Source organism: Bacillus cereus group sp. MG1 (genome assembly GCF_040460035.1).
GTDB classification, from domain to species: Bacteria; Bacillota; Bacilli; order Bacillales; family Bacillaceae_G; genus Bacillus_A; species Bacillus_A cereus.
In genome coordinates, this window is the sequence record NZ_JARVGY010000005.1 from 24,923 (window position 1) to 51,103 (window position 26,181).

Sequence of the window (26,181 nt, forward strand, 5' to 3'; positions counted from 1 at the left end):
AACTTATAGTAAAAAATTGTTCGAAATTCATTTTTAATTCTCCTTACTATACTTTTTTAATATTGCTTCTCTAAAAACTTGTGCAAGTTTTTTATTTTCATCTTCGCATTCTCGCTCTATCAAGTCCCAAACTTCTTCGGGCAAGTTAACTGATACTTTTTTCGTCACTCCCATACTAGGCCTTCCAGAACCTTTTCGCTTTCCTCCATGTGACCTCATTTTTTCACCTCATTTTTCTTATGAAAATCTAATTGTATTACAAAAGTCATTTTATCCAACAAATCCTTTAATATAGTCTAAAGTCCCATTTGCATCATCTACCCACAATGGATTACCAAATGAATCTAAAATCATATATTCGGTTGTACTTTCCATTACAGTTGGAACACCCAATACTTCAATTACTGATAACTTTCTAGATATCCATAAATCTGTTGTTTTTGTGGGACATACAACTCCTTCTTGAGATTTTAAATTTTCGATTTTCTCTAATGTTAAAAATAAATTCTCAACCTGTTCAAAATTAACTTCTTCAACATATTTTTTGATTAACGGATTCATTTTAAAATATCTCCTTTTAAAATGTAATTATTAAAAAACTTGATTTAAGTTACCTTTATTATACATGATAAAAGTAACTTAAATCAAGTGTTATTTTAAATTTAATAATATTTATTTTGTTTGTTGTTGGTATTTTTTTGCAAGTTTATAAAAGGTGTCTTTTTTTAAGTTGCATTCAGCCATTGCTTTGACTGCGGTAATTTCTCCAGCTTTCCATCGATCATAGGATTTAATGAAATCATCAGTTATTGGGATAGCTGGTCTTCCTAAGTGTTTACCGTTTTTTCTTGCTAAGGCGATTCCTTCAGCTTGCCTTTTGTGTGTGTCCTCTCTTTCTTTTTGAGCAAAGGCGGAAAGAACAGTTAGTGTAGATTTTTTTATGGCAACTTGAATAATGTCATTAGTATGATCATCAGTATGTATTAAGTTAATATACGGTTCTTCTATGAATTTAAGATTTATTTTATTGTTTTCATAGAACTTAAACTCTTCTAATGTATTCTCCATATTTCTTCCAAGTCTTGTGAGAGAATCAAATACAATTGTATCACCGGAACGAACTAGGTGATTTTTTAACATCTGATAATTTTCACGATCCATATTACTACCTGTTTTTTTGTCGACAATAATATCACGTTCCGCTATTCCTAATTCTTTCATCTTTTCTATTTGTCTACCTTCATTTTGATCTTCACTAGATATACGTACATAGCCAAAAATTTTATGTTCCATTTTATACACCTCAAAAATATTATACTAAATGTATCTAAAAAGGTATATTGGATTTAAACGCTATCTATAAAACTAAAAAAATACCTTTATCGACATATATTTTAGGTTGTTATGTAGTATCTGAAAAGGTATACCTTTTCAGATGGTTTATTTTGGAATATTAAGGTTTAATGTGATAAATTATATCTAATAGCAAAACTTTTTAAAAGGAGCGTTCTTTATGAATGAATTAGAATTGCAAGAATTAGCCACTAGATATGATAAAAAAATTATTGAGTATTATTTACCGATGTTAGAAAAAGGAGAAGGTAAAAAAAATATATTTTACAATTCCATGTTTGACTATGAATTGGGTTTAGATAGTGAGAAAAATTTGAAAAAAAAGAATAAAATTTTGAGGTATACTCAAGCAATTAGACAAGAAATTGATAAAATATATCAAATTATTGGTCGCCTTCAAGAAGGACTAGATTATGAATCTAGCATTAATAGAAAACCAGCGCATATTACGTTAGATATTGATTTATTTTTAGTAAAATATCGTATAGTAATTGGATATCTAATTGATATAGTTAAATTCCATTATGGTAATAAATTAAAAAAAGAATTGAAAAAATATAGGGAATGGGAAAAACAAAAAGAGGAAAAACAAAAAGACGTTAAAAAGAAAAGTGAAGTAGAGTTAATATTTTATTTCTTAAAAATGAAGGCACAAGAAAATAATTTTAAAATGTTTTTAATTGATAACTCATGGTTTTATTCCATATCCCGAAACAGAAATGATATAGTCCATAATGCATATACTTGTGTAGCTTTTGAAATTTTTGATTATGAAAAGATTCCATTCCAAATCTATGATTTAGATGTCAATCATGTCATATATGATCAAGGATATTTATTAGCTAGTGAGAACAACTTATATGATTTCCGATATTTCTTTGTAGTTTATATGTCGTATTTACATTGCTTTATATTAGAAATTTTTATTTTATTAGGTGCTAATCAGGAAATAGACGAAGAATTAAAAGTTTACCAAGAGATGATGAAGGATTCGGCGGTTATACCTAATAAAGAAATAAGTTTAAAATGGGCAAAAAGCTGTATTAAATCTTTAGAAGGATTTTTAATGGATCTAAAATAAAAGGTAATTGGTTATGTTAGGTGACAGTGTTGTTATCACAACGCTGTCATTTCGTATATAAAATAAACAGGTATTCAAGAATACCTGTTTTGAAAATATTAAACATAGATTACTATGATTAGGAATATTGATCCAATAACTAATAGAATAAATTGTACGATATTTATTAATCTATTAAACTTTAAATTATTATTAATTCCATTTAGAGAGTCCATCAATAAAGCTAATAATGAATATATTATTATTAATACTGTTATAGTCATAGTGTTGTATGATCCTTACCTTGTATAGTGTCTTTCTGTATTGTTTCTCTCATTTCTAATAGTAAGTACATAATACCTATTACCCAAAATAATGTAACAACTATTTCTTCCAATTCAAGCCCCCCATTTGTTATTTACTAGATTTTCGTCCCACATAGAAAAAGAAGATGAAAGTAATAATAGAAATAATGATTAATAAAGTATTATCACTAAAATTATATGAGAAAATATCCCCTTGTATGTTTAGTGCAAAATGAAAGTAGTGCATTATGCAAAATAAAAGGTTAACAGGCTGATAAATAAAAAATCATTGTCAGCACCCCTCTCGTTCCACTAACCTTCTAATTGTGAGAAAAGACAGTTAGAAGGAGGAGAAAGGATGCTTACAATGATTCAACAACATCATATCAAATATTTACACCAGTATAAAGGGATGTCTCTACGAGCCATTTCAAAAGAAACAGGGCATAGTTTTCAAACTGTGCAAAAATATGCGTATCTGGAGAACCCAAATACCGTTCCAACCTCAAGAAAAGTACACGGAAGCAAATTAGATCCTTACAAAGTACAAATTGATCAATGGTTAAAAGAAGATAAAAAGGTTCCAGTAAAGCAAAGACATACCGGAGCTCGTGTCTACAAACGCTTGATTGAAATATATGGTGGAGACCTCTCTGTTTCTATACGGACTGTTCAATATTATGTATCTCGGAAAAAGAAAGAATTGTATCAGAGTTGTGAAGGTTATCTCCCCTTACAGCATTCACCTGGAGAAGCGCAAGCAGATTTTGGCCATCTTGTTTATCTAGATGAAAAAGGAATAGAAACAAAAGGTTCCTATCTAGCGGTTTCCTTTCCTTATAGCAATGCCAGTTATGTACAAGTGTTGCCAGCACAAAACCAAGAATGTCTCTTACAGGGATTAAAGCAAATATTTGAATACACCGCAGGTGTACCTCATCAAATTTGGTTTGATAATTTATCAGCGGCAGTAACAAGTATTCCAAAAAAGGGAGAACGTATACTGACAGAACAATTTCAAAAGTTTTCATGTCATTATAATTTTCAACATGTATTTTGTAATCCAAACAGTGGCCATGAGAAAGGTCATGTAGAAAATAAAGTCGGTTATATACGTCGTAATTTTTTTGTTCCGATACCATCTATTCCAGATTTAGAAGCATATAATCAGGAATTATTACAACGTTGTGATCATGATATGAATCGCCGACATTATCGTAAAAAAGAACATATCGATAAGTTGTTTCAGGTAGATCACCAAGCTTTTATCCCTTTACCACAGGTAGCGTTTGATGTTCACCGTTTACAAAAAGCGAAAGCTGATAAATACGGGAAAGTTCGCTATGCAAAAAACATTTATTCTACCGCACCTGAATTTGCTCAAAGAGAAGTATGGCTCAAAGTTACTTATAAGCAAATTGAAATTTTAAATGAGAACTATCAAAAAATTGTAAGCCATCCACGTTTGTATGGAGAAGGATTAGAATCAATGAAGTGGATTCCTTATTTGAAATTAATGGTACAGCGTCCTAAGTCCATTCAAAATTTAGCTTTTTATGAAGAATTACCACATCCATGGAAAGAATATTTAACGCAAACAGCAGAGAAAAAGCGTGCAATACATGTATTATCTCAGATGATACATGAAGATGGAGATGCATCGATAGCGACAGAAGCGTTAATTCAAACACTACAAGGTGGTTGTCAAGATTCTGATAGCATTTTAACAACTTGGTATCGGTTAAATGGAAAATTACCAAAATGTGTGGATGTACCAGTTCCATCGGAACTTGAACAAAAAGTAGTATTTGAAATAGACTTTAAACGCTATGACAAACTCATGGTGGATGACGCTACATGAAAAATTCAATTGAATTCTATTGCCGAGAATTAAAGTTAGGAACCCGTATAGTGGAACAATATCCTTCTATTCAAGCAGCTACACATCAAGAGTTTTTGGAGAAACTGTTAGCTCTAGAAGTACAGCACAGGCAAATTAAGAAAAAGAATAGGTTGTTAAAACAAGCAAAATTCGATGTGATAAAGACATTTGAAAATTATAGTTTTACTGAAGTGGAACTACCAAAACAATTAAGTGTAGAAGACCTTAAATCGACTGATTTTACAACACGAAAAGAAAACCTTGTATTATATGGTGGGGTAGGAACAGGTAAGACACATTTAGCTACCGCTATAGGTGTAGAAGCTTGTAATCAAGGGAAAAGTGTAAAGTTTTATCGAACAGCTGCATTAGTAAACGAATTAATTGAAGCAAAAAATGCAGGTAAGCTATATAAAATGATGAATCAAATAGAAAAAACAGAGGTTTTAATCTGTGATGAATGGGGATATATACCGGTAAGCCAAGAAGGAGCGCAGCTCCTCTTCCAAGTCATTGCCAGTTGTTATGAAAAACAAAGTATTATTATCACAACAAATTTAGAGTTTAGTAAATGGAATAGTATTTTCCACGATGAACGATTAACAACTGCCATAATAGATCGTTTGGTTCATCATAGTTATTTGTTAACATTTTCAGGGGAAAGTTATCGATTAAAACATTCTTATATGAATTTATAAAATGAGTTGGGGTGCTAACAAAAAAAATTGCATTTCGCACAACTTTTTAGTTGCAGAACACACCTTGTAGTCCATCTAGGTAATTATCTTTTATTTTACCATATGTAAAATTAATAGTATCTTGGTTAAATTTATAAACTACTATTAATATTATTGATGCTATTAATCCCAATAAGGAACTAAGGAGAGCTTTTAAATATCTTGTCTTTTTGTCTGTTTGTTTACTATAAATATAAAATAGCAATAATAATAACGTACTCAATATAAAATATCCGATAAGTGCAAAGAAAAAATTCATTTTTTATCAATCTCCTAAAGTTCATAATATTAAAAAGAAGAAAGGAAACTTTTTTGCTTCCTTTCTCTTGTTATTTCTTAATTATTGATACATAAATTGAATATTTAATACAGCAATGGTGTTTTTCTTAGCCTGTGCATCCCAATAAATGCTGATTCCAAAGTATTTCCCACCATAGTTTTTGCTAATCATTTTATCAATATCACGATAATTATTTGATGAAGTGCTGAATTTTTGAACATTTACTACAGCTACACCCATTTGTGTATTTTTTGGTAGATATGATGGTATATTATTTTCATTCCATAAATCCAATTTATACAGTTCTTCTTTTGCATCTAGTTCTAAAATTTCTCCACTTGCAATATCTTGTACTAAGCTATCAAAATATGATTTTTTGATTCCATTATAACTTCCATAACTACCTAACTTACTTCTTAAATTATGATTAAATCCTGAAGTTTTTGGTGGCTCTACATAAAATGGATCTTGTGTTTCAGGTTTAGTCTCAGGCTTCTCTGTTTCAGGCTTAGTCTCAGGCTTTTCTGTTTCAGGTTTAGTCTCAGGCTTCTCTGTTTCAGGCTTAGTCTCAGGCTTTTCTGTTTCAGGTTTAGTCTCAGGCTTCTCTGTTTCAGGTTTAGTCTCGGGCTTCTCTGTTTCAGGTTTAGTCTCAGGCTTTTCTGTTTCAGGTTTAGTCTCAGGCTTTTCTGTTTCAGGTTTAGTCTCAGGCTTCTCTGTTTCAGGTTTAGTCTCAGGCTTCTCTGTTTCAGGTTTAGTCTCAGGCTTTTCTGTTTCAGGCTTAGTCTCAGGCTTTTCTGTTTCAGGTTTAGTCTCAGGCTTCTCTGTTTCAGGTTTAGTCTCAGGCTTCTCTGTTTCAGGCTTAGTCTCAGGCTTCTCTGTTTCAGGCTTAGTCTCAGGCTTCTCTGTTTCAGGCTTAGTCTCAGGCTTTTCTGTTTCAGGTTTAGTCTCAGGCTTCTCTGTTTCAGGCTTAGTCTCAGGCTTTTCTGTTTCAGGTTTAGTCTCAGGCTTCTCTGTTTCAGGTTTAGTCTCGGGCTTCTCTGTTTCAGGCTTAGTCTCAGGCTTCTCTGTTTCAGGTTTCACTTTGTCTTCGCTAGATGGTTTGCCAAGATCTTCAGGCTTCGCTTTGTCCTCGCTAGATGGTTTGCCAAGATCTTCAGGCTTCGCTTTGTCCTCGCTAGATGGTTTGCCAAGATTTTCGGGCTTCACTTTGTCCTCGCTAGATGGTTTGCCAAGATTTTCGGGCTTCACTTTGTCCTCGCTAGATGGTTTACCAAGATTTTCAGGCTTCGCTTTGTCCTCGCTAGATGGTTTACCAAGATTTTCAGGCTTCGCTTTGTCTTCGCTAAATTTTTCGCCAAGATCTTCAAGTTTCCCTTTGTCTTCGCTAAATGGTTTGCTAAGACCTTCGGGCTTCGTCAGACTCGCTAACTTTTCGACAATGTTATTGGTAGAAGGTTGTTCTTTTGTAGGTTCTAAGGAAACAATTAATTTATTTGATGGTTCAGTGTTATTATGGTTGATTGTTTCAGGAGAAGGTTCTACAGGTTCTATAACATCTACAGGTTTTTCTTCTGTTACTACTACATCAGAATGAGGTTCTTCTTGTTTAGTTTTATCTGTTTCTTTTTCATTACGATCCCTTTTTTTGTACTTCTCTACATTTTTTTGATTTGAATCTTTTGCTTGCTCATCATTATTTTGAGTCATTACGACTGCTGTTGTTACACCGCCACCAACAACTACAGCACTAATTGCACCAATTACAGCTTTTTTACCTATCAAAATTTTTGTGAATAATTTACTCATTTTTACTAACCCCTTTTTAATTGTATTTTTATAATATAGTAAATAATTGCTTATAGGTATATAATAAACCATATGTGCTTTAAAATCAACACATATTTAAACCAAATGTAGTTTATTTTTATGGTTGTAAATTTAGTGTAGAAGTTAATATTAAATTAAAATACGCAATATAACAATATTAGGTTATTACCTAAACCAAATGTAGTTTATTTTTAAAGGTTTATTAAGTATAATGAATATAAAGGAAGGAGATTATATGCATGAGTAATGAACAGAATCAGATAAGTCACAAGAAGGATAGAAAAAATAGCACTAAAAGTATAGATCAGCGATTAGAAAAATTAGAAATGACATTAAAATTACTTGATATATCTTTTGATGAATTAGTAGGCCTTGTTACGTATTATCGTGCTGAAAAGCAAAAGAGTGATGATCCTATGGAACGATCAGGACAACTAAAATGGAATCTAGATAAATTAATGTTAGAAATGAATTTAAATATAGATCAAGTAGCTACTATTGTAGGTCTTCATAGAAACCAAATAGGGAAAATAAAAAATCACGATTTTAAACGTACAGATCTAAAAACAATAGAACGAATTTCTAAAGGATTAAATGTATCATTAGATGAATTATTTAGATATGAAAAAGATGATTCAGTCTAAAAAGAAGGTAACTCATTTGTAGGAGTTACCTTCTTTTTTTATGTGTTTTATTAAAAATGGGGTCTGTGTAGCAATGGAACCAGATCACGCAATAAGCATTAGCGGACATTATCAGCGCAAAAAAAGGAAGTTTCTCTAATTTCAAGAACCTTCCTTTTTAAAAATTCATGTTAGCATTATTTATAAATGTCACCACGATTTCCGATAGCTTGTATGTATATGACTTTCTCATCATGATTTATTTCAAATAAGATTCGAAAGGTTCCAACCCGCAATCGATATAAATCTGTGTAACCCTTCATACTTTTAATATCTCCTTCAGGAGGAATTTCAAGAAGCCCCTTCAACCCTTCAGCAATTCTTTTTTGTATGCCTTTTTCTTGTTTTGCAATAAATTTCACCGCGGACTTATGGTAAATCAATTTGTAGTCCGAATTCACGTTTTGCGTCCTCCCCTGATACATATCCTTCTTCACTATTTAACTGTTCTAATTCTTGTTTAGACAAGGGTTCATCATCTGAATCCGCTATATCAATTTTTTCCCAATCGTTAGGTTTCTTTTTTGAGCGTTGAACAAGGAATTCTAAAAAATCAAATGCTGCTTTTTCATCTTGGTGACCAAGACAATCAATTAATCGATATAACTCTTCTTTACGAACAGCCATATTCTACACCTACCTTCGGTATTTTTAATGTCCGCTAATTAATATTAGCGGACATATGATGCTTTGAAATAAACAATTGATGTCCGCTAATGTAACTGATAAGATTAGATTAGCATGTCCACTAATATAAGTCAATATCGGAGGAGGAATATATGTCATCCATCAAGATTATTTCACTACAAGGAACATCTTTTATCTCAGATTTTATTTCTAGCTTATCTCTTGAAGGAGATTTGCATACAAAAACACTTACAGAATATAAAAGTGATCTTAAAGATTTTGTATACTGGTTTGAACATCTATGGGGAAATCTTTCGGAAGAAACTTTCTTCCATCCAACTGAAGTTACTGCTCGAACAATTGCAAGGTATCGAGAACATATGCAAATTACCAGATCTCTAAAGCCGGCTACAATCAATAGAAGAATTAACTCTATTAAGCGTTATTTTGACTGGGCGAAACAACAAGGAATCATTCAAACTGATTATTCCAAGTCAATTAAATTTGTTCCAGCAGTAAAAACGAGTCCGAAGCAAATGACGGATAAAGAAGAAGCAGCCTTAATGAATGCTGTTGAGAAATATGGCACGCTACGTGACAAAGCAATGATTATTTTTATGCTTCATACTGGTTTTCGTTCAATGGAGGTTTGCGATGTTCAAATAGAAGATATTGTTATGAGAAAAAGGGGAGGCAATGTCATTGTTCGATCTGGAAAGCGAAATAAACAGAGGGAAGTTCCTCTGAATAGTACAGTTCGTTTTGCACTAGAAGAATATATTGGATCGAATAATATTACACATAGCTATTTGTTTCCTTCTTCTAAAACAGGAAAACGGCTACAAGAAAGAGCTATCCGCCATATTCTCCAGAAGTACATGCGTCTTGCTAATTTAGATGGATTTAGTGCCCATGATTTAAGGCATCGTTTTGGTTATGTAATGGCTGAACGTACACCCTTACATCGTCTGGCACAAATTATGGGCCACGATAACTTGAATACCACGATGATTTATGTGAGAGCTACTCAAGAAGATTTACAGGGAGAAGTGGAGAAGATTGCCTGGAATTAAGGAATAAATATCATCATACTAATTTTGTCATTTGATACAAACTAATAATTGTAACAGGAGGAACAAGGATTATGCCTGTAGATTTTTTAACACCTGAACAAGAGGAGAAATATGGTTGTTTTTGTGACACTCCAACATCAGAGCAATTAGCAAAATATTTTTGGTTAGATGATAAAGATAAAGAGCTTATATGGAATCGTCGTGGAGAGCATAATCAACTTGGTTTTGCTGTTCAGCTAGGAACCGTGAGGTTCCTAGGTACATTTTTATCTGACCCTACAGATGTACCACATGCTGTGGTGACATATATAGCAGATCAACTTGGGTTAGACGCCAAATGCTTTGCTGATTACCGAAGTAAACGAAATCATTGGCAACACATGAATGAAATACGCTCTACTTATGAATACAAAAATTTTACAGATCAGCCCGGACATTGGCGTCTGATCAGATGGTTATATACACGTGCTTGGCTACACAATGACCGACCAAGTATATTGTTTGATCTAGCCACAGCACGATGTATAGAACAAAAAATTTTATTACCTGGTGTATCAGTATTAACAAAGTTAGTCGCGAAAGTTCGTGATCGTGCGTCAGAAAATCTATGGGAAAAACTTGCGGAACTTCCTTGTACTGAACAGCGCAAACAATTGGAGAATCTTCTTCAATCAGGTCCTAAAAAAAAGAAAACACATTTAGAGCGTCTGAGTAATCCTCCGTTTACTATCAGTATTACAGGTATTAAACATTCTCTTCACCGACTACAAGAGCTTCGGCAATTAGAAGCTGAATATTGGGATACATCTGGAATCCCTACCAAAAGACTGCAACAACTTGCTCGGCATGCTGTAGCTGTGAGATCACAAGCCATTGCCAGAATGAATGATGAGCGTCGCATAGCTGTGTTAGTAGCATTTGCTAAAATTTATACACAAAATGCCCAAGATGATGTGATTGATATACTGGATCGATACTTAACAGATTTATTTGCTAAGACTTATCGAAAAGAACAAAAAGAACGTCTTCGTACAATTAAAGATTTAGATAAAGCGGCACGTCAACTCCGGGAAGCTTGTATAACATTATTAGAGCATACGGATCCTTCTATCCATCCAAAGGTTGCAGTGTTCAAGAAAGTCCCAGAAAAAGATTTGATACAGGCTGTTCAAATTGTTGATTCACTTACCTGTCCGCCAGATCAAACGCTAGCATATTCAGAGTTATTGCAATATTACGGTACAATTCGAAAATTCCTTCCGCTACTCATGGAAGAGATTGAATTACAAGCAACACCCGCTGGACTTCCTATTTTACAAGCATGGAATTTTGTAAAAGAACATGGGGATTCTAGCAAGAAAAGATGGAGAAATGCTCCTCTTGTTGGTTTAAATACAAATTGGTCTAAAATTGTAGTTGATAAGAAAACACGAACTGTAAATCATCGTGCTTATACATTTTGGATGCTTGAACAGGTAGTAGATGCTCTACGCCGTCATGACCTTTATATCGTTGGAAGTGTAAAATATGGAGATCTCCGCGCACAATTGCTACAAGGAGAAGAATGGAAAGCAATCCGTCCTAATGTTCTTCGCTCACTAGACTGGTCTTTAGATTCTTATGAATCTTTAGCACCTCTTAAGGAAGAATTAGACTTGGCTTATCATCAAACCGTTGAAAATTGGGACAATAATCCTGCAGTTCAAATAGAGACGTTTGCTGGTAAACAAAGAATTACTCTTACACCTCTACAGAAGCTTCAAGAATCAGAGACACTAGAGATATTAAAAAAACGCATACAGGATATGTTACCAAACATAGATATTCCTCAACTATTATTAGAAGTAAATCGTTGGACTGGGTTTATGAATGATTTCCGACATATTAGTGAAGCTAAATCAAGGATTAATGAGTTACCCATAAGTATTTGTGCATTACTTATATCTCAAGCTTGTAATATAGGATTACGACCTCTTGTTCAAGATGGTGTTCCTGCATTGGCACGTGATCGTCTTACATGGATTGAACAAAATTATTTTCGTGCAGAAACTCTTACAGAAGCTAATACAAGACTTGTAGATTTTCATAGTCAGTTAGACCTAGCAAATATGTGGGGAGGCGGTGAAATCGCCTCAGCAGACGGGCTACGTTTCTTTACTCCAGTAAAATCTGTACATTCTGGACCGAACCCTAAATATTTTGGCACAGGTCGTGGAGTTACTTTTTACAACTTTACTAGTGATCAATTTACAGGACTTCACGGCCTTGTGATTCCAGGAACCATTCATGATTCTTTATATTTACTTCAATGTGTGTTAGAACAAGATACGAGTTTACAGCCAAAAGAAATCATGACAGATACAGCTGGTTATAGTGATATTATTTTTGGGCTATTTGGATTATTAGGTTATCAATTTAGTCCACGATTAGCCGATGTTGGAAAATCACGTCTCTGGCGTTTTGATGCCACATCAGATTATGGAATTCTAAATCCGTTATCTAAAGGGCGCATTCGTGAAGATTTGATACATCGTCATTGGGAAGACATGCTTCGAGTTGCCGGCTCTCTCTCATTAAATAAAGTCAATGCAACTCATCTTATCCAAGCATTGCAACAGAATGGAAAACCAACCATGTTAGGGCGAGCGATTGGAGAATTTGGACGGATTTTTAAAACACGTTATTTGCTTTTATACTTAAATGATGAGAATTATCGTCGGAAAATTCTAACGCAATTAAACAGAGGAGAAGCAAGACACAGTTTAGCTAGAGCTGTATTTTATGGAAAGCGAGGAGAGCTTCATCAAGCTTATCGAGCGGGCCAAGAAGATCAATTGGGTGCACTGGGGTTAGTCGTAAATGCGATTGTAGTGTGGAATACTCGTTATATGGAATCAGCCTTACAAGTTCTCCGAAATCGTGGTCATACTCTGGACGATAATAATATTGCTAGGCTGTCTCCACTTGGTCATGAACATATCAATATAGTAGGGCGCTATTCATTTATACTTCCTGAAGAAATAAAAGATGGCCAATTGCGTAATTTAACATATAAAGAAGATCGTTTGATGGAATAGAATAGGAATCCTATATTTCTACATGATATAGGATTCCTATTGTCCGCTAATGCTTATTGCGTGATTTGGTTCCATTGCTACACAGACCCCAAAATGGTGTTTTCATCAATAATTAAGTTTATTTTTGACGTTTTTTAATATGCATTCATTCAGGACTCTCAAATTAGTTTATATAGGCATTTTGTTTGATTGATACCTATCGTATTATGGACGAATACAAAAACTGATACAAGTTAATCTGAAGTGTCATTTTTCCGGTAAGTATATTATATTTTGCTGGAATAAGAAAAAAAGTTATGAATTTATAAATAGATGAATATTTTATTGTTTTTTAGGTTTCTTCTTTAATGGTAAGCCATAATGTTTAGCATTTTTAATTATTTTTTTAGCTAGATCTTTAGCTTCCGTTTTCGACATATTCATACAGTTTTCCTCTCCCCTACTGTTTTATTATTTGTATGTCCAATAAGTAGGGGACTTAAACATAATTCCGAAAATTTGGACATATATTATATTATTCCTTAGGACAGTAAGACACTGTACAAATTCTTAAATTGCAAATTTGAAAGGAGAATCGAAATGATTGAGCAAGAGAGGAAGGTAAGAAAAGATAAAAAAGTAGATATTAAGCCGACAATTTCAGTAGATCTCAAAGAATGTATTTACAGACTTTCATATATTACAAATAAACCTGTTAAAGATGTTGCTCTACATATTTGTGACTATGCTCTCCATTCAAAAGAAATTATGGAGATATTATCGGAAAGTTTTCGTAGAAACTTAACGATACACAATACTCTGTATATGGGTGATTTGAATAGAACATCATTAGCAAAGGCAAGAAAGAAGGAAGATTACCCAAAAGAGAGAATTTCTTTACGTGTTTCAAAAACAACTTATGAAAACATTTGTAAATTGAACTATGCTCTAGATGTTACACCAACTATGGCAACTGCTATTTTATTAGAAACATGCCTTCTATATTCAGATTATGTCAATGAAAACGCTAGATCTTATCTTGAACAAAACTTGGATCTTAAACGTATAAAAGAATTAGAAAAGGTAATAAAATATGTAAATGAACATAATCCATATGAAGAAGAAGTATCGTGGGGGGCTTTATTATCATTTTTAATGGATGAAATTAAAACAGGAACGACTAATGTTGCTCAATTAATAAATGATTGGTTAGATTCATATAAAAAACTGAAATGACAATAATCCCTTAATGCTTATTTTGTTTTTTTTATTTATTTATAAATTAGTGGTACGTGAAATTTTATATATTATAAAGATAAGTCCCAAAAAATAAGCATTGAATCTGATTCAATGCTTATTTTTGTAGTTAAAGTAATAAATTCTTTTAAGGCTTTATTACTTTAACTAGTTGTTCTCCTTCTATAATCTTGGTTTTATTGTCTAATTCACTTGTCTCTTCAATTACTCTGACACTCTTTTCGACTACTTTGACATTCCTTATATTTAACTCTTCAATAATCTTTTGATATTCTTTATACTCATTTTCTTTCATTACAATAATCGGTTGATTCCTTGCTACAATCTTGAATTCGTTACTTAATTCACTTGTCTCTTTAATCTCAAACGATATATCTTCCATCCTATTAATAAGCGAAATTAGATCTTTCCATCTTTGTTTTCTTACTTCAAAATTAATTATTGTAGGAGAAAGCCACATAGGAACATCAATTTCTATATTATTTTTTTTATAGACTTGTAGGAAGCAATCCTCATGATCCTTTCGAATGACTTGTACTTCTAATCTATATTCACCAATTTCACAAAAGAATACCACTTCATTATTTTGATGATTTGTATCTTTTAAATTAATAATATCTTCTTTAAAAAATTCATCTGTCTTTAAGTCCATTACACTTTCCCTCCCTTTATCGTTTTAAAGGTACAAATAACTTAATACAAACACTTTATTACTGATATATAAATTGAACATGTAATACAGAAACAGTATTTTGTTTTGTTTCAGCATTCCAGTAAACATTAATACCGAAATAAGTTCCACCATAATCTTTTTGTATCATTTTATCAATAACTTTATAATCATTAGAAGATGTATTGAATTTTTGAATATTTACTGATTCTACAGCAACTTTTGTTCCTTTAGGTAAAAATGAAGGGATTTTTGCATCTTCCCAAGGTTCTAATGTTCCAGCTTTGACCTTCGCATCTTCCTCTGTGATCTTACTGCTTGCAATATCTTGATTCAAGCTATCAAAGTATGATTTCTTTACTCCTGTATAGCTACCGTAATTTCCAAGCTTTTGACGTAATGCACTATTTTCTGAAGACTCTTTTGGAGGTGCAACATAATATGGTGAATTCACTTCATCATTGTTGTTTCCATTGTTGTTTCCGTTGTTATTTTCATTGTTATTTTCATTGTTGTTTCCGTTGTGATCCGGCTGTTTTTTCATAGTATTGTATAAAAATTGTACGTATTGTTCACGTTTTACAAGTGTTTTTGGCTCGAATGTGTTATTTCCCATCCCTATTGAAATACCATTTGATTGCACCGCACTAATTGAATCTGTAGCCCAATAATTTTTTTCTACATCATCAAAAGTAGTCATAGATTTTGGTTTTAATTTAAATGCTTTCGTCAAAACAGATGCTAATTGTTCACGAGTTAAGATGTTTTCTGCGCCAAAAGTACCATTTCCGTACCCATTCATAATACCTGCGTTTTCTAAAGCTTTAATTTCTTTTTCAAACATATGACCTCTAATATCAGAAAATGAACTTCTAAAGCTTCCGTCTACATCTGCTGGTTTTAAAAAGTTATATAACATTCTAGCAACTTGACCACGTGTTACATTATCACCAAAACCAAAGATGCCATTTCCATAACCAAGAAAAATTTGTTTACTTCCTAAATCATTTATAGCTTCCGTAGACCAATGATTTGCTGGTACATCTTTAAATACTGGTGTTTCTGCACTAGATAAACTTGCACCAAAGAACATACTACCCATAATTGAAAATGCTGTCGTTGTTTTTAATAATTTGTGTTTCATTATAAATTCCTCCATTTATTATAAAATTAGACCATTTGTATATTATAGCAAATTGATATAAATGTTTTATCCCTATAGGGGTACCGCCACATGCCCATCAACTTAAGGATAGAAACTCTACGGTTTTCCATTAATTGAAATGAACAAACTTTTAAACAGTATAATCCTCTTAAAAATGAGCATACGAAATAAACCCTAACGGGTTTCATTTTTTTCTTATGCAGCTTTCTTTTGTTTTCTCAATCCATTATACTCATAGACAACACCCATAATATCAAAGATAGTTTTCTTCTCATATCGATGGGATTTCCGGCCATTTTTCTTTAGTAGGGTAAACAGGCGGATTAAAACCTTTGTTATTATACGGGTGTTTCTCTGTATCGCTTGATATAACAGGGATAGATGATCTTGAATCATCCCAATTGCTTTATATTCGCTTAGTTCTCTTTTGTGCTTTTGCAACAGAAGTTGGCGCATCTTAAACATCGTGGAAGAACATATAAAAATGGCAATGAGTTTTCCATACACATGGCATTCTAATCGCTCTTGTTTGATAGTTTGCCAATGATGAATTTGAAATAGAGATTTCCACGTTTTAAATATGATTTCGATCTGCCAGCGGAGGGAGTAAAAATCATGGATTTGTTCCATCGGAACCACTTCCCAAGGCGTATTCGTAACATATATGTTGATACCCGTTAATCGTTTACTCTTTTCTGAAAATGTAATCCCCTTTTTACTTTCGGTATAGCTTTGTTTTTTTCTACGTTCCAGTATTTGTTCCTCTGTTAATCGGTAGATAATTACTCTTGTAAATAATCTTTGATTCTTGCCAATATACGACTCTTTTATTTCATACGTTTGTCCTGGTTTTAACGTGTGCATAATGTTCTCTAAATCAACTTGGATATACTGTGACTGTTTTTTGATTGTCCCATTTCGAAAGTATTCTGGAAATGGATTTTTCGTATAGACGGTATGGTTTAACTTAAGTCTTGATATATAGCACACGCCACGTTGATCCATTTGATCTAAGTCTTCCAATGAAAAATATCCTAAATCACGAATACACAGATCACCCGGCCGTAAGGTATCTAAGCAATCTGTTCCAAATGTTTTATCATTATTTTTTCCAGGACCTACCTGGAAGTTTAAAAACTGTCCGCTGTGTAAGTCATATTCTAATTGAATCTTGATACCTGCAGTTTGTGCACAACCACCTGACCCAGGATATACATGTGCTAAATGTTTCGGTACTTGGAAAATCGTCGCATCTAAAATACGGATTCGTTGAAAATACGTGAGTGCTGCACTTGAAATGGCTGATGTTTTACAAAGTTTACTTTTCCATAATGCAGAAAAAATATATTTCAAAAATTCAACCGCTTTTTTATCAAAGCGTTTATTGAGTCCTTCTGGACTCATAAGAGTGCCTGTGGCGGCGTGTAATTGACTGCATAGTCGAACGAGAGAATCACTCGCTGTACGTTGACTGACCCAGATACATATGGTAGCTAATTCATTTCCTGAAAACTTTCGTTTTCTTTTTACAAAACCTAATTCTTTAGCGAGTTCTTCCAAAAGAGAAGGGGTTAAATGACGATACAGCTCTTCAGAAAATAGTTGTAATTCATCTTGAATTGAAAGATTCATAAAAAATGTCATCCTTTCTAGCTAGCTTTTTAGAAAGAATAACGTTTTTTGACACTTGGGGGTAGTGCAAATTCTTAAGTTGATGGGCATGGGGTACCGCCAGCATTTCGGAAAAAAACCACGCTAAGGATTTTTTCTATAAAAAGAGCCGTTATATTAAGAATAAAACGGCTCTTTTATACGTAAAGGACGTAAATTCATTTGCCCAGTGTCATGTAATCCTTCAAATTTGTATTCTCCAAGAAAATTGATATGTTCCCATCCTAACGGCCACGCATATGGCATTAAATCTTCTCTAAATTCTCCTCTTGCTTTTAATTCTTCTACGGCTTTTTCCATATATACAGTGTTCCACACACTTATAGCGTTAATAATTATGTTTAGTGCACTAGCTCTTTGTAACTGGTCTTGGAGAGCACGTTCTCTAAATTCTCCACGTTGTCCAAAAAATATAATTCTAGCTAATGCATTGATTGCTTCTCCTTTATTTAAACCTTTTTGAACCCGTCTCCTTACGGCTTTATTAGATATGTAATCCAGCGTAAAGAGGGTTTTCTCGATTCGTCCCATTTCTCCAAGTGCTGTTGCGAGTTTATTTTGTCTTGCATATGATCCGAGCTTCCCCATGATAAGAGCGCTAGATACTTTTCCTGTTTGAACCGAGTATGCCAACCTTCTAATATCTTCATAGTTTTCTTTTATTAACTTTACATTAATTTTTCCTTTTAAAAGTGCTTGAACATTTTCATATTCTTCTCCACCAGGTATAGAAAAAAGCTTAGTATCTGCCAAATCACGAATACGAGGAGCAAATCGAAATCCCAACAAGTGTGTTAAAGCGAAAACTTGATCTGTATATCCAGCTGTATCTGTGTAATGTTCTTCAATTTTTAAATCTGTTTCATGATGAAGAAGCCCATCTAATACATGAAGAGCATCTCGTGCATTGGTAGTAATGACTTTCACATGATAGGCAGATAGCTGATCACTTACAAATCGATAAATGGTTCCACCTTTTCCCGTTCCATAGTGTGGATTGGAATCTGCATGTAGAGAACGTACAGCAATGGATAAACGCATACCATCAGAAGAAGAAGTTGTCCCATCTCCCCAATAGGATGATAACTTTTGTTCCTTTTGGAAATTCACGAGAATAGATTGAGCGCGAACCATTGCATCATCATACATTCTCCATTGTGAAGCATTTGCCATTTGTCTATAGGAGATTCCAGGGGTAGCTTCCGCCATTTTTGTAAGACCTATATTTGTCCCCATTGCCATCAAAGTAGCTAATACAATATTCTGTTCCTCTTGATCAGGAGATTGATTGGTAGAGGCGTGGATAAATTGATCATGAAATCCAGTCCAACTGGCCACTTCTATTAGTAAATCTGTCAGTTTTATTCTGGGTAACATACTATGAAGAAGTTTACTAAATGCTTTTGCTTCTTCTGGAGTTCCTCTATCCAATCGCTCAACATGTAGTTTTCCTTGACTAATATCTACTCCTTCTAATTTCTCGCTATTTTTTGATAACCATTCTAAATGTTCATTTAATCGGTTTATTCGGTCAGTTATATAATCTTCAGCTTTTAAAGGGGCTGTAAGGCCATTTGGAATGTTTGAAACTTCGTTCCATTCATCATACGGTATAAGATAATCATCAAATGCCTTATGATGTCTACTGCCTGATACAAAAATATCTCCTGAACGAATATGATTTCTTAACTCGGTTAAAGCTGCCAATTCATAATAGTGCCGATTAATGTTTCCGTCATCATCATATACATGTTTTTGCCAACGGTTAGATACAAAGTGTAAGGGAGCGCCATGAGGCACTTTTCGTTTACCTGTTTCATTCAATTCATGAATCGTATCAAGTGCTTGTAAAACGGGTTCTCCAGATTTCGTCGCTCTAAAATGAAGACTGCGTAATAAAGTAGGTGCATATCGTCTAACATAGGAATAACGAGTATTTAACAAATCCAAATAGTCATAATTTAAAGGCCGTGATAGTTGTTTTGCTTCTTCAACAGATTCGACCATCTCATTCCATGACATTACTTCATCTAGGGCTGCAAAAGCATCTTTACCCGTTTCTTTTGCCTCAATTAGTGTCCCGCATACAGTAATAAATTGTAAAATCTTCTCGTTTAATTTTTTCCCATTTGCTTGCTGTATTTCGTCTTGTTCTTTTTTCCCTTTTGTTTGAAGATTCATCATAAGACGATCATGAATTTCAATTGCGTAATCTATAAGGTCTTGTGTAATCTCCAATAAAAATGAGACTAACATACTATATCTTTTTACTTCATTGAATCGTCTAAAAGCATATGGCTCATATTTTGATCCTAATCTAGCGAGCTGCCGAAGACGATTTGTATTAATTTTTGTGGTATCAATAGTAAGACCAATTTTTTGAACAAATTGTAATCGGTCTATTACTTTTAAAAATGATTCTGGTGAAGGCTGGGCCGGTACATCTTTTAGCCATGCTAATGGAGATTTACCATTTATAGTTGGTAAAAGTAACGCATCTAATTGATCTTTTTGTTCTTGGACCAAACCGTCATGTAGTATACTATACACTTTCTGATCTGCTTGTTGCTTTGCTTCCCAGACGATATCTTCAATCACATACATAGCTGGAAGAATGACTTTCATTTTTCGCAATGTAGATATTGTTATTTCAATTAAATAGAGGGTATTATTGTTATCCATTGCTTGTTGCACTAAAAATTGTAATAAAGTTTCTTTATATTCAGAAGAAAAATTCTGATATCCATATTCTGTTCGAATTTCCCCAAGATGCTCCCATAAAGTATTCCCACGTTTGGCATATACTAAAAATTCTTCAGGTGGAATCTGTAACTGACTCGCAACGTAAGCCACTACATATTGTGGAATGTCTTTATATTCTGTTAAGGACCAGCCAGGATAACGAATTAATGCAAGCTGAAGAGCGAACCCTAAACGATTGTATCCTCTACGGTGTTTTAATATTAAATGTAAGTCATGTTTAGAAAAAGTATGAAATGTTACCAAATCCCATTCTGTTAAACGTGATAAATCCATTAACTCATTTCGTTGTGCCTCTGACAGTAATTGTTTAACTCCCATTGTTTCCCCTTTACTCCTTTATAAGAGCTCCATTTTATTTTTTAGCTGCAGTTGGTTTGGATTTGTGTAAAGTAGTGTCGTATGGATGTTAGAGTGCCCAGCTTGATTTGCAACTTCATGAATGCTAAATCCTTTTTCAATTGCATTCGTACAGAAGAAGTGTCGTAATTGGTGTGGAGTAATAACATTGCTGTATGATTTAAAGATACGATTGACGACCGTACGGTCGAGCTTTTCTCGCTTTTTACTAATAAAAAGATACGGAGATTCATGTGCTGTACTGTATGTTTTTCGATCGATGAGATAATCTTTGATAGCACTAAGTACCTTACTATTTAGTAATACAATTCGTTGTTTACCTCCTTTTCCACTTCGAATAATACATTCCCCAGTCTGTAAATTGAAGTCATTCATTTTGATAGATAATGCCTCTGAAATACGTACTCCTGTATATGCTAGGAGAGTGGCAATTGCATAATTACGTTTGTTATTATCCTCTAACACACTTTGTAAAAACTTTTTTACATCTAATTCAACAATTTGGGTTGGAGAAGCATAGACAGTTTGAACCTTTATCATGTCTGTTTTTAAAATTACTTGATCTTGTTGACTTCCTTTCTGTATTAGAAATTCATTAAATTTAGCAAGGCTACTAATCTTGTGGTTAATGGACTTGGCGTTCAACATTTTGACATTCTTTAAATAACTAATGTACTCTAAGATATTTTGTCGGTACAATTTTGTTAATTTTCTGTCATAGGAACCTTCAAACCATTTTATGTACTGTCTAATACCTGATGTGTATCCCTGAACAGTGTTCTCAGTTTTATTCTCTTGTTTAAGATAAGAAGAAAACTGTTTTGCAACATCCATGTGATTTCCTCCGCGTCTATAAATTGTGTTGCGTCTAAAAGTATTTATTTATCGATAAATTGTGTTGCGTTAAACCCCTAGATTTATATTTATTATAACACCTAATACAACACAATTAATATTGTGTTGTATTATTTTTTGTATAAAAAAAGACACTGTATGTGTCTTGGAATAATGATATATTTTCTGATTTTTTAACTCTGATTTTCTTAGCGTGGTTTTTTTCCGAAATGCTGGCGGTACCCCTTAAAGAGGTTGAATTAGCGAATGATCTATTATTCAATATACAGGGGACAGATGATATTTCAATTGAAAGTGCATGTAAAATGGTGGGGTTTGATGTAGCGTATCGAGCAGGAGTAGCAGGGTATAAACCAGTAGAACTTATTAATCCTGATAAAGAGACTATTTCGAATATAAGAATTATGGTGAATAGAGGATTGAATTTTTTTAAATTATATGGACCTATTGTAAAGGATGGTTTTACTTTTAAAGGTGGTTATACGCCATCTATTAATACTGGTGATGGCGATTTTTTAACGAAAAACACGATATGGGATTTTAAAGTTTCAAAATCAGCACCGACTAACAAGCATACATTACAGTTACTCATATATTATTTAATGGGTGTTCATTCTATTCATTCCGAATTCAAACAAATTGAGAATTTAGGGATATTTAATCCTCGTTTAAATAAAGTCTATTTGTTACCTATAAGCACAATATCTAATGAGATTATTAATGAAGTTAATACTACTGTCATAGGATATTGATGAATTTCTTTTGAAAAGTTGTAGATTTGAATTAACAATCAAAATAGAGACAACCATTTTAATCAATCTTTGTTTTAAATGGTTGTTTTTCATTTAGGGTATTTTTGCCCATCCCTTCGAGAAATCAAGACTAAAATGAAAAATAAACAGAAAATATAAGGCTCTTACTTTGTGGATATGACCACAAAGTAAGAGCCTTATTTCATTAAATTTGTTCATACATTTTTCCTTGTAGTCTTTTGTTTTCATCCTTTAATCGCCTATTCTCGTACTCTACTTCCTTGATTCGATCCCGTAATAATTGAATCATTGCATCTTTATTTTCATCACTCATTTTCCGTTTTTCGAATTTTGGAGATACAGCTCGTTGCTGTTGTTTACGAAGCGTTTCAATTCGTTCACGAAGGGTAGTATGACTATACAAGTAAGACTTGGACACTTCTGCGAAGTCGGAGACAGAGTTGAAATTAATACGTCTATTCTCTTTAATCAGTTGTCTAATTGCTTTCTCAACCTTTTGTAGGGTTTCTTCTCGCTTCTTTTTAGCCAAGGCTACAATAGCATCTGTAGATCGTTTATGTTTCATGATGATACACCTTTTTCTTTAATAATTTGAGCATCAAAGAGAATTTTTTTAGCACTCTCCCCCCGATGAGACTTGCCTTCGACAAGTTGGTTTCTAATTTTGATGAGGTTATCCAATTGTTCCTTGGTTTTCTCATTGTAAATTGGGTAGTTTTGTGTCATCTGAATATGTTCTTCCACTCGCCGGATTTCTCTTTCAAAGTCACACAGATTGTCAGGGGTTGTACAGAAGTTTGGGCATGTCAGACATGGGGTTACAACATAAGGACAACCTTCCTTCTTCGAAGCCAGGCAAAACCCAAGTGGTACTCTTATAGCCTCGATATTACTGCGTATATATTCCCAATGGATCAAGTCTTCGTCCATGGCCATTTCATTTACTTGACCATTATCTAAATTTACACGAAGGAGAGGTCCTTTTTTCTTTTGTGCCTTTTCCCATTCTCGTCTCAATGTATCATCGGCTATCTTAGCATAGACTAGTGTCATTTCTGGTGTAGAGTGGGCAAACCATTTCATAATGTGAGTAAGATTCATTCCTAGATTAATCAGCTCCACACCTTTGGTGTGCCGAAAGGCATGGTTTCGAAAATGATAGATACTTTCATCTTGATCCACAATGTTGTATCGTTTAGCCAAACGATTTAATGCTCGTGATATATTCCCACTACAAAATGGGTTCCCCTTACGTTTTCCTTTTGTATGAACGAATAAGTATCGATCAGGATTATTTTCTATAGTTGACATATCTTTAGTTTGTTCAATGACAGCTTGAATAATTAGTGCTACATCTTTATCTATAGGAATACGATGTTGTTTAACATCAGTTTTGGGAATATCTCCTTGAAGATAATAGTTTCTGTTCGTATCAGTAATTAAGCAATTATAGTAACGAATATTGAGTATATCACTTATTCGCCATCCTGTAGCCATAAGTAAAATGATAACAGGAATATATTTCTTATCGCTATCTTTCATAGGGGGATTGAGTTCATCAGGATTATGACTTAATAACAATTCTAACTGACTCATTACTGAGTCAGGAATATATTTAATCTCATTTTCATTCCATCGTCTTTGTTTTGGGAAATCTTCCTTGAAGAACAAAGTGAAAACAGGTGTAGTAGGTGCTTTAGGATGTTCAGTACGTTGTAAGTAATCTATAAATACTTTTACTCCATACAAATAATCCGCTTTAGTTCCTTCAGATAAATGGCCCAAATTATGGTTAACGTATAATAAATATTGTTCAATATGTGATCTTTGCAAATCAGTGATACCGTTCCAATTAGGATAATATTTTTGTAAGAACACTATAAAGTGTTTGATTCCTCTTAATATTGTTTGCAATGATGAAAAACTACGTGAAACCGTTGTAAACTTAGCATACTTTTTAACAGCTTCCCTATAGGATGGATGAATATCATGAAATGATATTCGATATTCAGCTTTACTTTTAGAATAGCGTACATTAGGAATATTTCTTACATCCCATATATCTTTTTCAAACTCTTCTCTTATGTCATAGAAATCAAACAGAAATTGATACGCTCGATTAAAAAAAGCAATAGCTTTACTTGAAATCTGTCCTTTTGAATTTGTGATGTTGACATTCCTATTAATTAAATAACTTTTGTATTTCATAAGACCACGTTCATATGGTATCTCTATAAAACTATGGATGTTAGGATAATGTTTGTTTAAAAAAGCAGCTAAATGTTTAAACGTAAATGAATAACTTAATAGAGTTCCAATAGTTACACTTCTATTTAATATTTCTATTGCAAAGAAATATTTTAACTCTTGTCGAATATAGAAAGAAAATGATGTGAAATCTATTCTTTTTTTATTTGATCGCCAAGATTCTTTGCTATCATATACTTCGAAGAAGTTATCCCTTAAATCCCACACATCGTTTATCCGATACCCCTGTAATAGCTGCAGTAATTCATCTTTTTTCTCTAATGTAACCTTCGGTTTATAGGATGTATTACTTACTATATTCATGATTCTCCTCGTCGTTCATCTTTTTTCTTCATTGCTTTCTCCCAATCTTCTTGTATATCTTCCATTGTGGGATGGACATACATTTGCATAGTAGTCTGTATATGAGCATGTCCAGCGCGCTTCTGAAGCGTTTCAGGTCTCATTTCTCCTGTCTTCCATAACTCCGTTATGTTGGTATGACGAAGCATATGAGGAGTTACTTCCATTTTAGTTTTTGTTTTCAAACGTTTGAAAAGGGACTGTACGCTTGCATAATCAAGTGGAGTTCCTTTCCGATCCCCTGTTAGTTTGATGAAAACAAAATCTGAATCTATCTCATCTGTATGTATCTCTAAAATATACCGCCGGTATAAATCAGCCAATTCTTTTGAAATATCTAGAGTCCGAGGACTACATACCGTCTTAATCTCAGCGCCATTAATCAATTCTCCACGATCCTGAATATGTATTTTTCTAATCGTAGGGACAATATCGGATAAATGAAGTGAAAGTGCTTCACCAATCCTCATGCCAGTTTCATATAAAAGAACCAGTAGAAACTTATCTCTGGTGTTACAACAAGCATCAATTAAGATTTGTACTTCATCCGGGGACAGTACTTTTAATGTCTCTTTTGAAACTTTTAGTTTGAGTATCTTAGTATCTTTCATTTTATTCTTAAAGGTATGATGAAGAAATCCCTTGAAATTCCCCCTTGAAGCTGAAGATTGCTTTTTTAATCGTTCTGATAAAGTTATCGAGTAATCTTCATGCCTCATAAGATAATCATAAAAAGCATAAATCTTGTCTAAATAGATATTAATTGTTCTTGCCTTACGCTTCTTTGAATTGTTACGAATACTTGTTACTTTCACATTCTGGAATGGATTTTGAAGCCATCTAACAAATTCAGCTAGCTCATCAATCCCCACATCTGTATAAGACAGTTCCTTTTGTTCTAAGAACTCAAAATAGAGTTTAAGTGCATAGCAGTAAGAACGAAGTGTATTACGTGCTGTACCTGTATTATCTTTATACTTTAGAAATTTCATCACAGGCATAATCATTTCCCTATACTGATTTACCAAGAGATAACGAATCTTATTATCGGAGATAATTACTTCCTCAACCTTCATCTTTTATTCCTCCTTTATCTGAAAAGACGTTTTCTTAAAGTACTTTATTTACGTTATTTTTTCAATATAGATATTTAGTAGATAAAGAAAAAAAAAGGAGC

21 protein-coding genes and 1 pseudogene are annotated in these 26,181 nt (G+C 33.3%); 8 read left to right on the forward strand and 14 right to left on the reverse strand.

Annotation, left to right across the window (positions count from 1 at the left end):
* Positions 1–33: 33 nt before the first annotated feature.
* The 3 genes from QCI79_RS33130 to QCI79_RS33140 all read right to left on the reverse strand — a co-directional run bounded on the left by QCI79_RS33130 (position 34) and on the right by QCI79_RS33140 (position 1,293).
* Positions 34–219 carry a hypothetical protein gene (locus QCI79_RS33130; RefSeq protein ID WP_001256462.1) on the reverse strand — a complete coding sequence of 62 codons (186 nt, stop codon included), beginning with the start codon at positions 217–219 and terminating at the stop codon, positions 34–36.
* A 51-nt stretch (positions 220–270) separates the two neighbouring features.
* Positions 271–561: a hypothetical protein gene (locus QCI79_RS33135; protein ID WP_001068663.1), complete on the reverse strand. Its 291-nt coding sequence runs from the start codon at positions 559–561 to the stop codon at positions 271–273.
* Positions 562–672: 111 nt separating this feature from the next.
* A complete protein-coding gene (locus tag QCI79_RS33140) occupies positions 673–1,293 on the reverse strand; it encodes a recombinase family protein (protein ID WP_000400312.1) in 621 nt (206 codons plus the stop codon).
* A gap of 220 nt (positions 1,294–1,513) precedes the next feature.
* Between QCI79_RS33140 and QCI79_RS33145 the strand changes: the two genes are divergently transcribed.
* The 3 genes from QCI79_RS33145 (at position 1,514) to istB (ending at position 5,298) form a co-directional block, all read left to right on the forward strand.
* Positions 1,514–2,434 carry a hypothetical protein gene (locus QCI79_RS33145; RefSeq protein WP_021728940.1) on the forward strand — a complete coding sequence of 307 codons (921 nt, stop codon included), beginning with the start codon at positions 1,514–1,516 and terminating at the stop codon, positions 2,432–2,434.
* Positions 2,435–3,076: 642 nt separating this feature from the next.
* Positions 3,077–4,579, forward strand: coding sequence for an IS21 family transposase (gene istA / locus QCI79_RS33150; protein WP_021727481.1), 1,503 nt, complete (start codon positions 3,077–3,079; stop codon positions 4,577–4,579).
* Positions 4,576–5,298, forward strand: a complete 723-nt coding sequence (gene istB / locus QCI79_RS33155) for an IS21-like element helper ATPase IstB (protein WP_021727480.1) — start codon at positions 4,576–4,578, stop codon at positions 5,296–5,298. The genes istA and istB overlap by 4 nt, the downstream gene beginning before the upstream one ends.
* 379 nt (positions 5,299–5,677) lie before the next feature.
* Here the strand turns inward: istB and QCI79_RS35110 are convergent.
* Positions 5,678–6,211: pseudogene (locus tag QCI79_RS35110) on the reverse strand (hypothetical protein); the annotation flags it as partial.
* A gap of 1,472 nt (positions 6,212–7,683) precedes the next feature.
* Here QCI79_RS35110 and QCI79_RS33165 point away from each other — a divergent pair.
* The gene (locus tag QCI79_RS33165; RefSeq protein ID WP_000064260.1) at positions 7,684–8,088 is read left to right on the forward strand and encodes a helix-turn-helix domain-containing protein; all 405 of its coding nucleotides are present in this window, start codon (positions 7,684–7,686) and stop codon (positions 8,086–8,088) included.
* Positions 8,089–8,264: 176 nt separating this feature from the next.
* Here QCI79_RS33165 and QCI79_RS33170 read toward each other — a convergent pair whose 3' ends face one another.
* On the reverse strand, positions 8,265–8,528 hold the full coding sequence (locus QCI79_RS33170; protein WP_002163075.1) for a type II toxin-antitoxin system RelE family toxin: 264 nt from the start codon (positions 8,526–8,528) through the stop codon (positions 8,265–8,267).
* Positions 8,497–8,754: a hypothetical protein gene (locus QCI79_RS33175; RefSeq protein ID WP_021727717.1), complete on the reverse strand. Its 258-nt coding sequence runs from the start codon at positions 8,752–8,754 to the stop codon at positions 8,497–8,499. Before QCI79_RS33175 ends, QCI79_RS33170 begins: the two co-directional genes overlap by 32 nt.
* Positions 8,755–8,906: 152 nt before the next feature.
* On the opposite strand from QCI79_RS33175, the gene QCI79_RS33180 reads away from it, so the two are divergent.
* From QCI79_RS33180 to QCI79_RS33190, 3 genes are all read left to right on the forward strand, one after another.
* Positions 8,907–9,827 carry a tyrosine-type recombinase/integrase gene (locus tag QCI79_RS33180; protein ID WP_021727716.1) on the forward strand — a complete coding sequence of 307 codons (921 nt, stop codon included), beginning with the start codon at positions 8,907–8,909 and terminating at the stop codon, positions 9,825–9,827.
* Positions 9,828–9,898: 71 nt separating this feature from the next.
* A complete protein-coding gene (locus QCI79_RS33185; RefSeq protein ID WP_021727715.1) occupies positions 9,899–12,904 on the forward strand; it encodes a Tn3 family transposase in 3,006 nt (1,001 codons plus the stop codon).
* A gap of 579 nt (positions 12,905–13,483) precedes the next feature.
* Positions 13,484–14,119 (forward strand): hypothetical protein, encoded by a 636-nt coding sequence (locus QCI79_RS33190; RefSeq protein WP_000572427.1) that lies wholly within the window; start codon positions 13,484–13,486, stop codon positions 14,117–14,119.
* A gap of 148 nt (positions 14,120–14,267) precedes the next feature.
* On the opposite strand, the gene QCI79_RS33195 is transcribed toward QCI79_RS33190, so the two are convergent.
* From QCI79_RS33195 to tnpI, 5 genes are all read right to left on the reverse strand, one after another.
* A complete protein-coding gene (locus tag QCI79_RS33195) occupies positions 14,268–14,792 on the reverse strand; it encodes a hypothetical protein (RefSeq protein ID WP_012552643.1) in 525 nt (174 codons plus the stop codon).
* A gap of 58 nt (positions 14,793–14,850) precedes the next feature.
* On the reverse strand, positions 14,851–15,954 hold the full coding sequence (locus QCI79_RS33200) for an S-layer homology domain-containing protein (RefSeq protein ID WP_021729504.1): 1,104 nt from the start codon (positions 15,952–15,954) through the stop codon (positions 14,851–14,853).
* Positions 15,955–16,170: 216 nt separating this feature from the next.
* Complete coding sequence (locus tag QCI79_RS33205; RefSeq protein WP_001053969.1) at positions 16,171–17,607, reverse strand: IS4-like element IS231C family transposase; 1,437 nt, start codon at positions 17,605–17,607, stop codon at positions 16,171–16,173.
* A gap of 156 nt (positions 17,608–17,763) precedes the next feature.
* Positions 17,764–20,727 carry a Tn3 family transposase gene (locus tag QCI79_RS33210; RefSeq protein WP_000538375.1) on the reverse strand — a complete coding sequence of 988 codons (2,964 nt, stop codon included), beginning with the start codon at positions 20,725–20,727 and terminating at the stop codon, positions 17,764–17,766.
* Between the two features lie 18 nt (positions 20,728–20,745).
* The gene (gene tnpI, locus QCI79_RS33215) at positions 20,746–21,600 is read right to left on the reverse strand and encodes a TnP I resolvase (RefSeq protein WP_000382147.1); all 855 of its coding nucleotides are present in this window, start codon (positions 21,598–21,600) and stop codon (positions 20,746–20,748) included.
* 203 nt (positions 21,601–21,803) lie between these two features.
* On the opposite strand from tnpI, the gene QCI79_RS33220 reads away from it, so the two are divergent.
* Positions 21,804–22,373 (forward strand): hypothetical protein, encoded by a 570-nt coding sequence (locus QCI79_RS33220; protein WP_423743002.1) that lies wholly within the window; start codon positions 21,804–21,806, stop codon positions 22,371–22,373.
* Between the two features lie 205 nt (positions 22,374–22,578).
* Here QCI79_RS33220 and QCI79_RS33225 read toward each other — a convergent pair whose 3' ends face one another.
* Genes QCI79_RS33225 through QCI79_RS33235 form a run of 3 tightly spaced genes read right to left on the reverse strand, consistent with a single transcriptional unit; the run spans position 22,579 to position 26,080 of the window.
* Positions 22,579–22,959, reverse strand: a complete 381-nt coding sequence (locus tag QCI79_RS33225) for a DUF6262 family protein (RefSeq protein ID WP_000681129.1) — start codon at positions 22,957–22,959, stop codon at positions 22,579–22,581.
* Positions 22,956–24,965 carry a tyrosine-type recombinase/integrase gene (locus QCI79_RS33230; RefSeq protein WP_001028548.1) on the reverse strand — a complete coding sequence of 670 codons (2,010 nt, stop codon included), beginning with the start codon at positions 24,963–24,965 and terminating at the stop codon, positions 22,956–22,958. The genes QCI79_RS33225 and QCI79_RS33230 overlap by 4 nt, the downstream gene beginning before the upstream one ends.
* Positions 24,962–26,080: a tyrosine-type recombinase/integrase gene (locus tag QCI79_RS33235; protein ID WP_000861877.1), complete on the reverse strand. Its 1,119-nt coding sequence runs from the start codon at positions 26,078–26,080 to the stop codon at positions 24,962–24,964. The genes QCI79_RS33230 and QCI79_RS33235 overlap by 4 nt, the downstream gene beginning before the upstream one ends.
* Between the last annotated feature and the right edge of the window lie 101 nt (positions 26,081–26,181).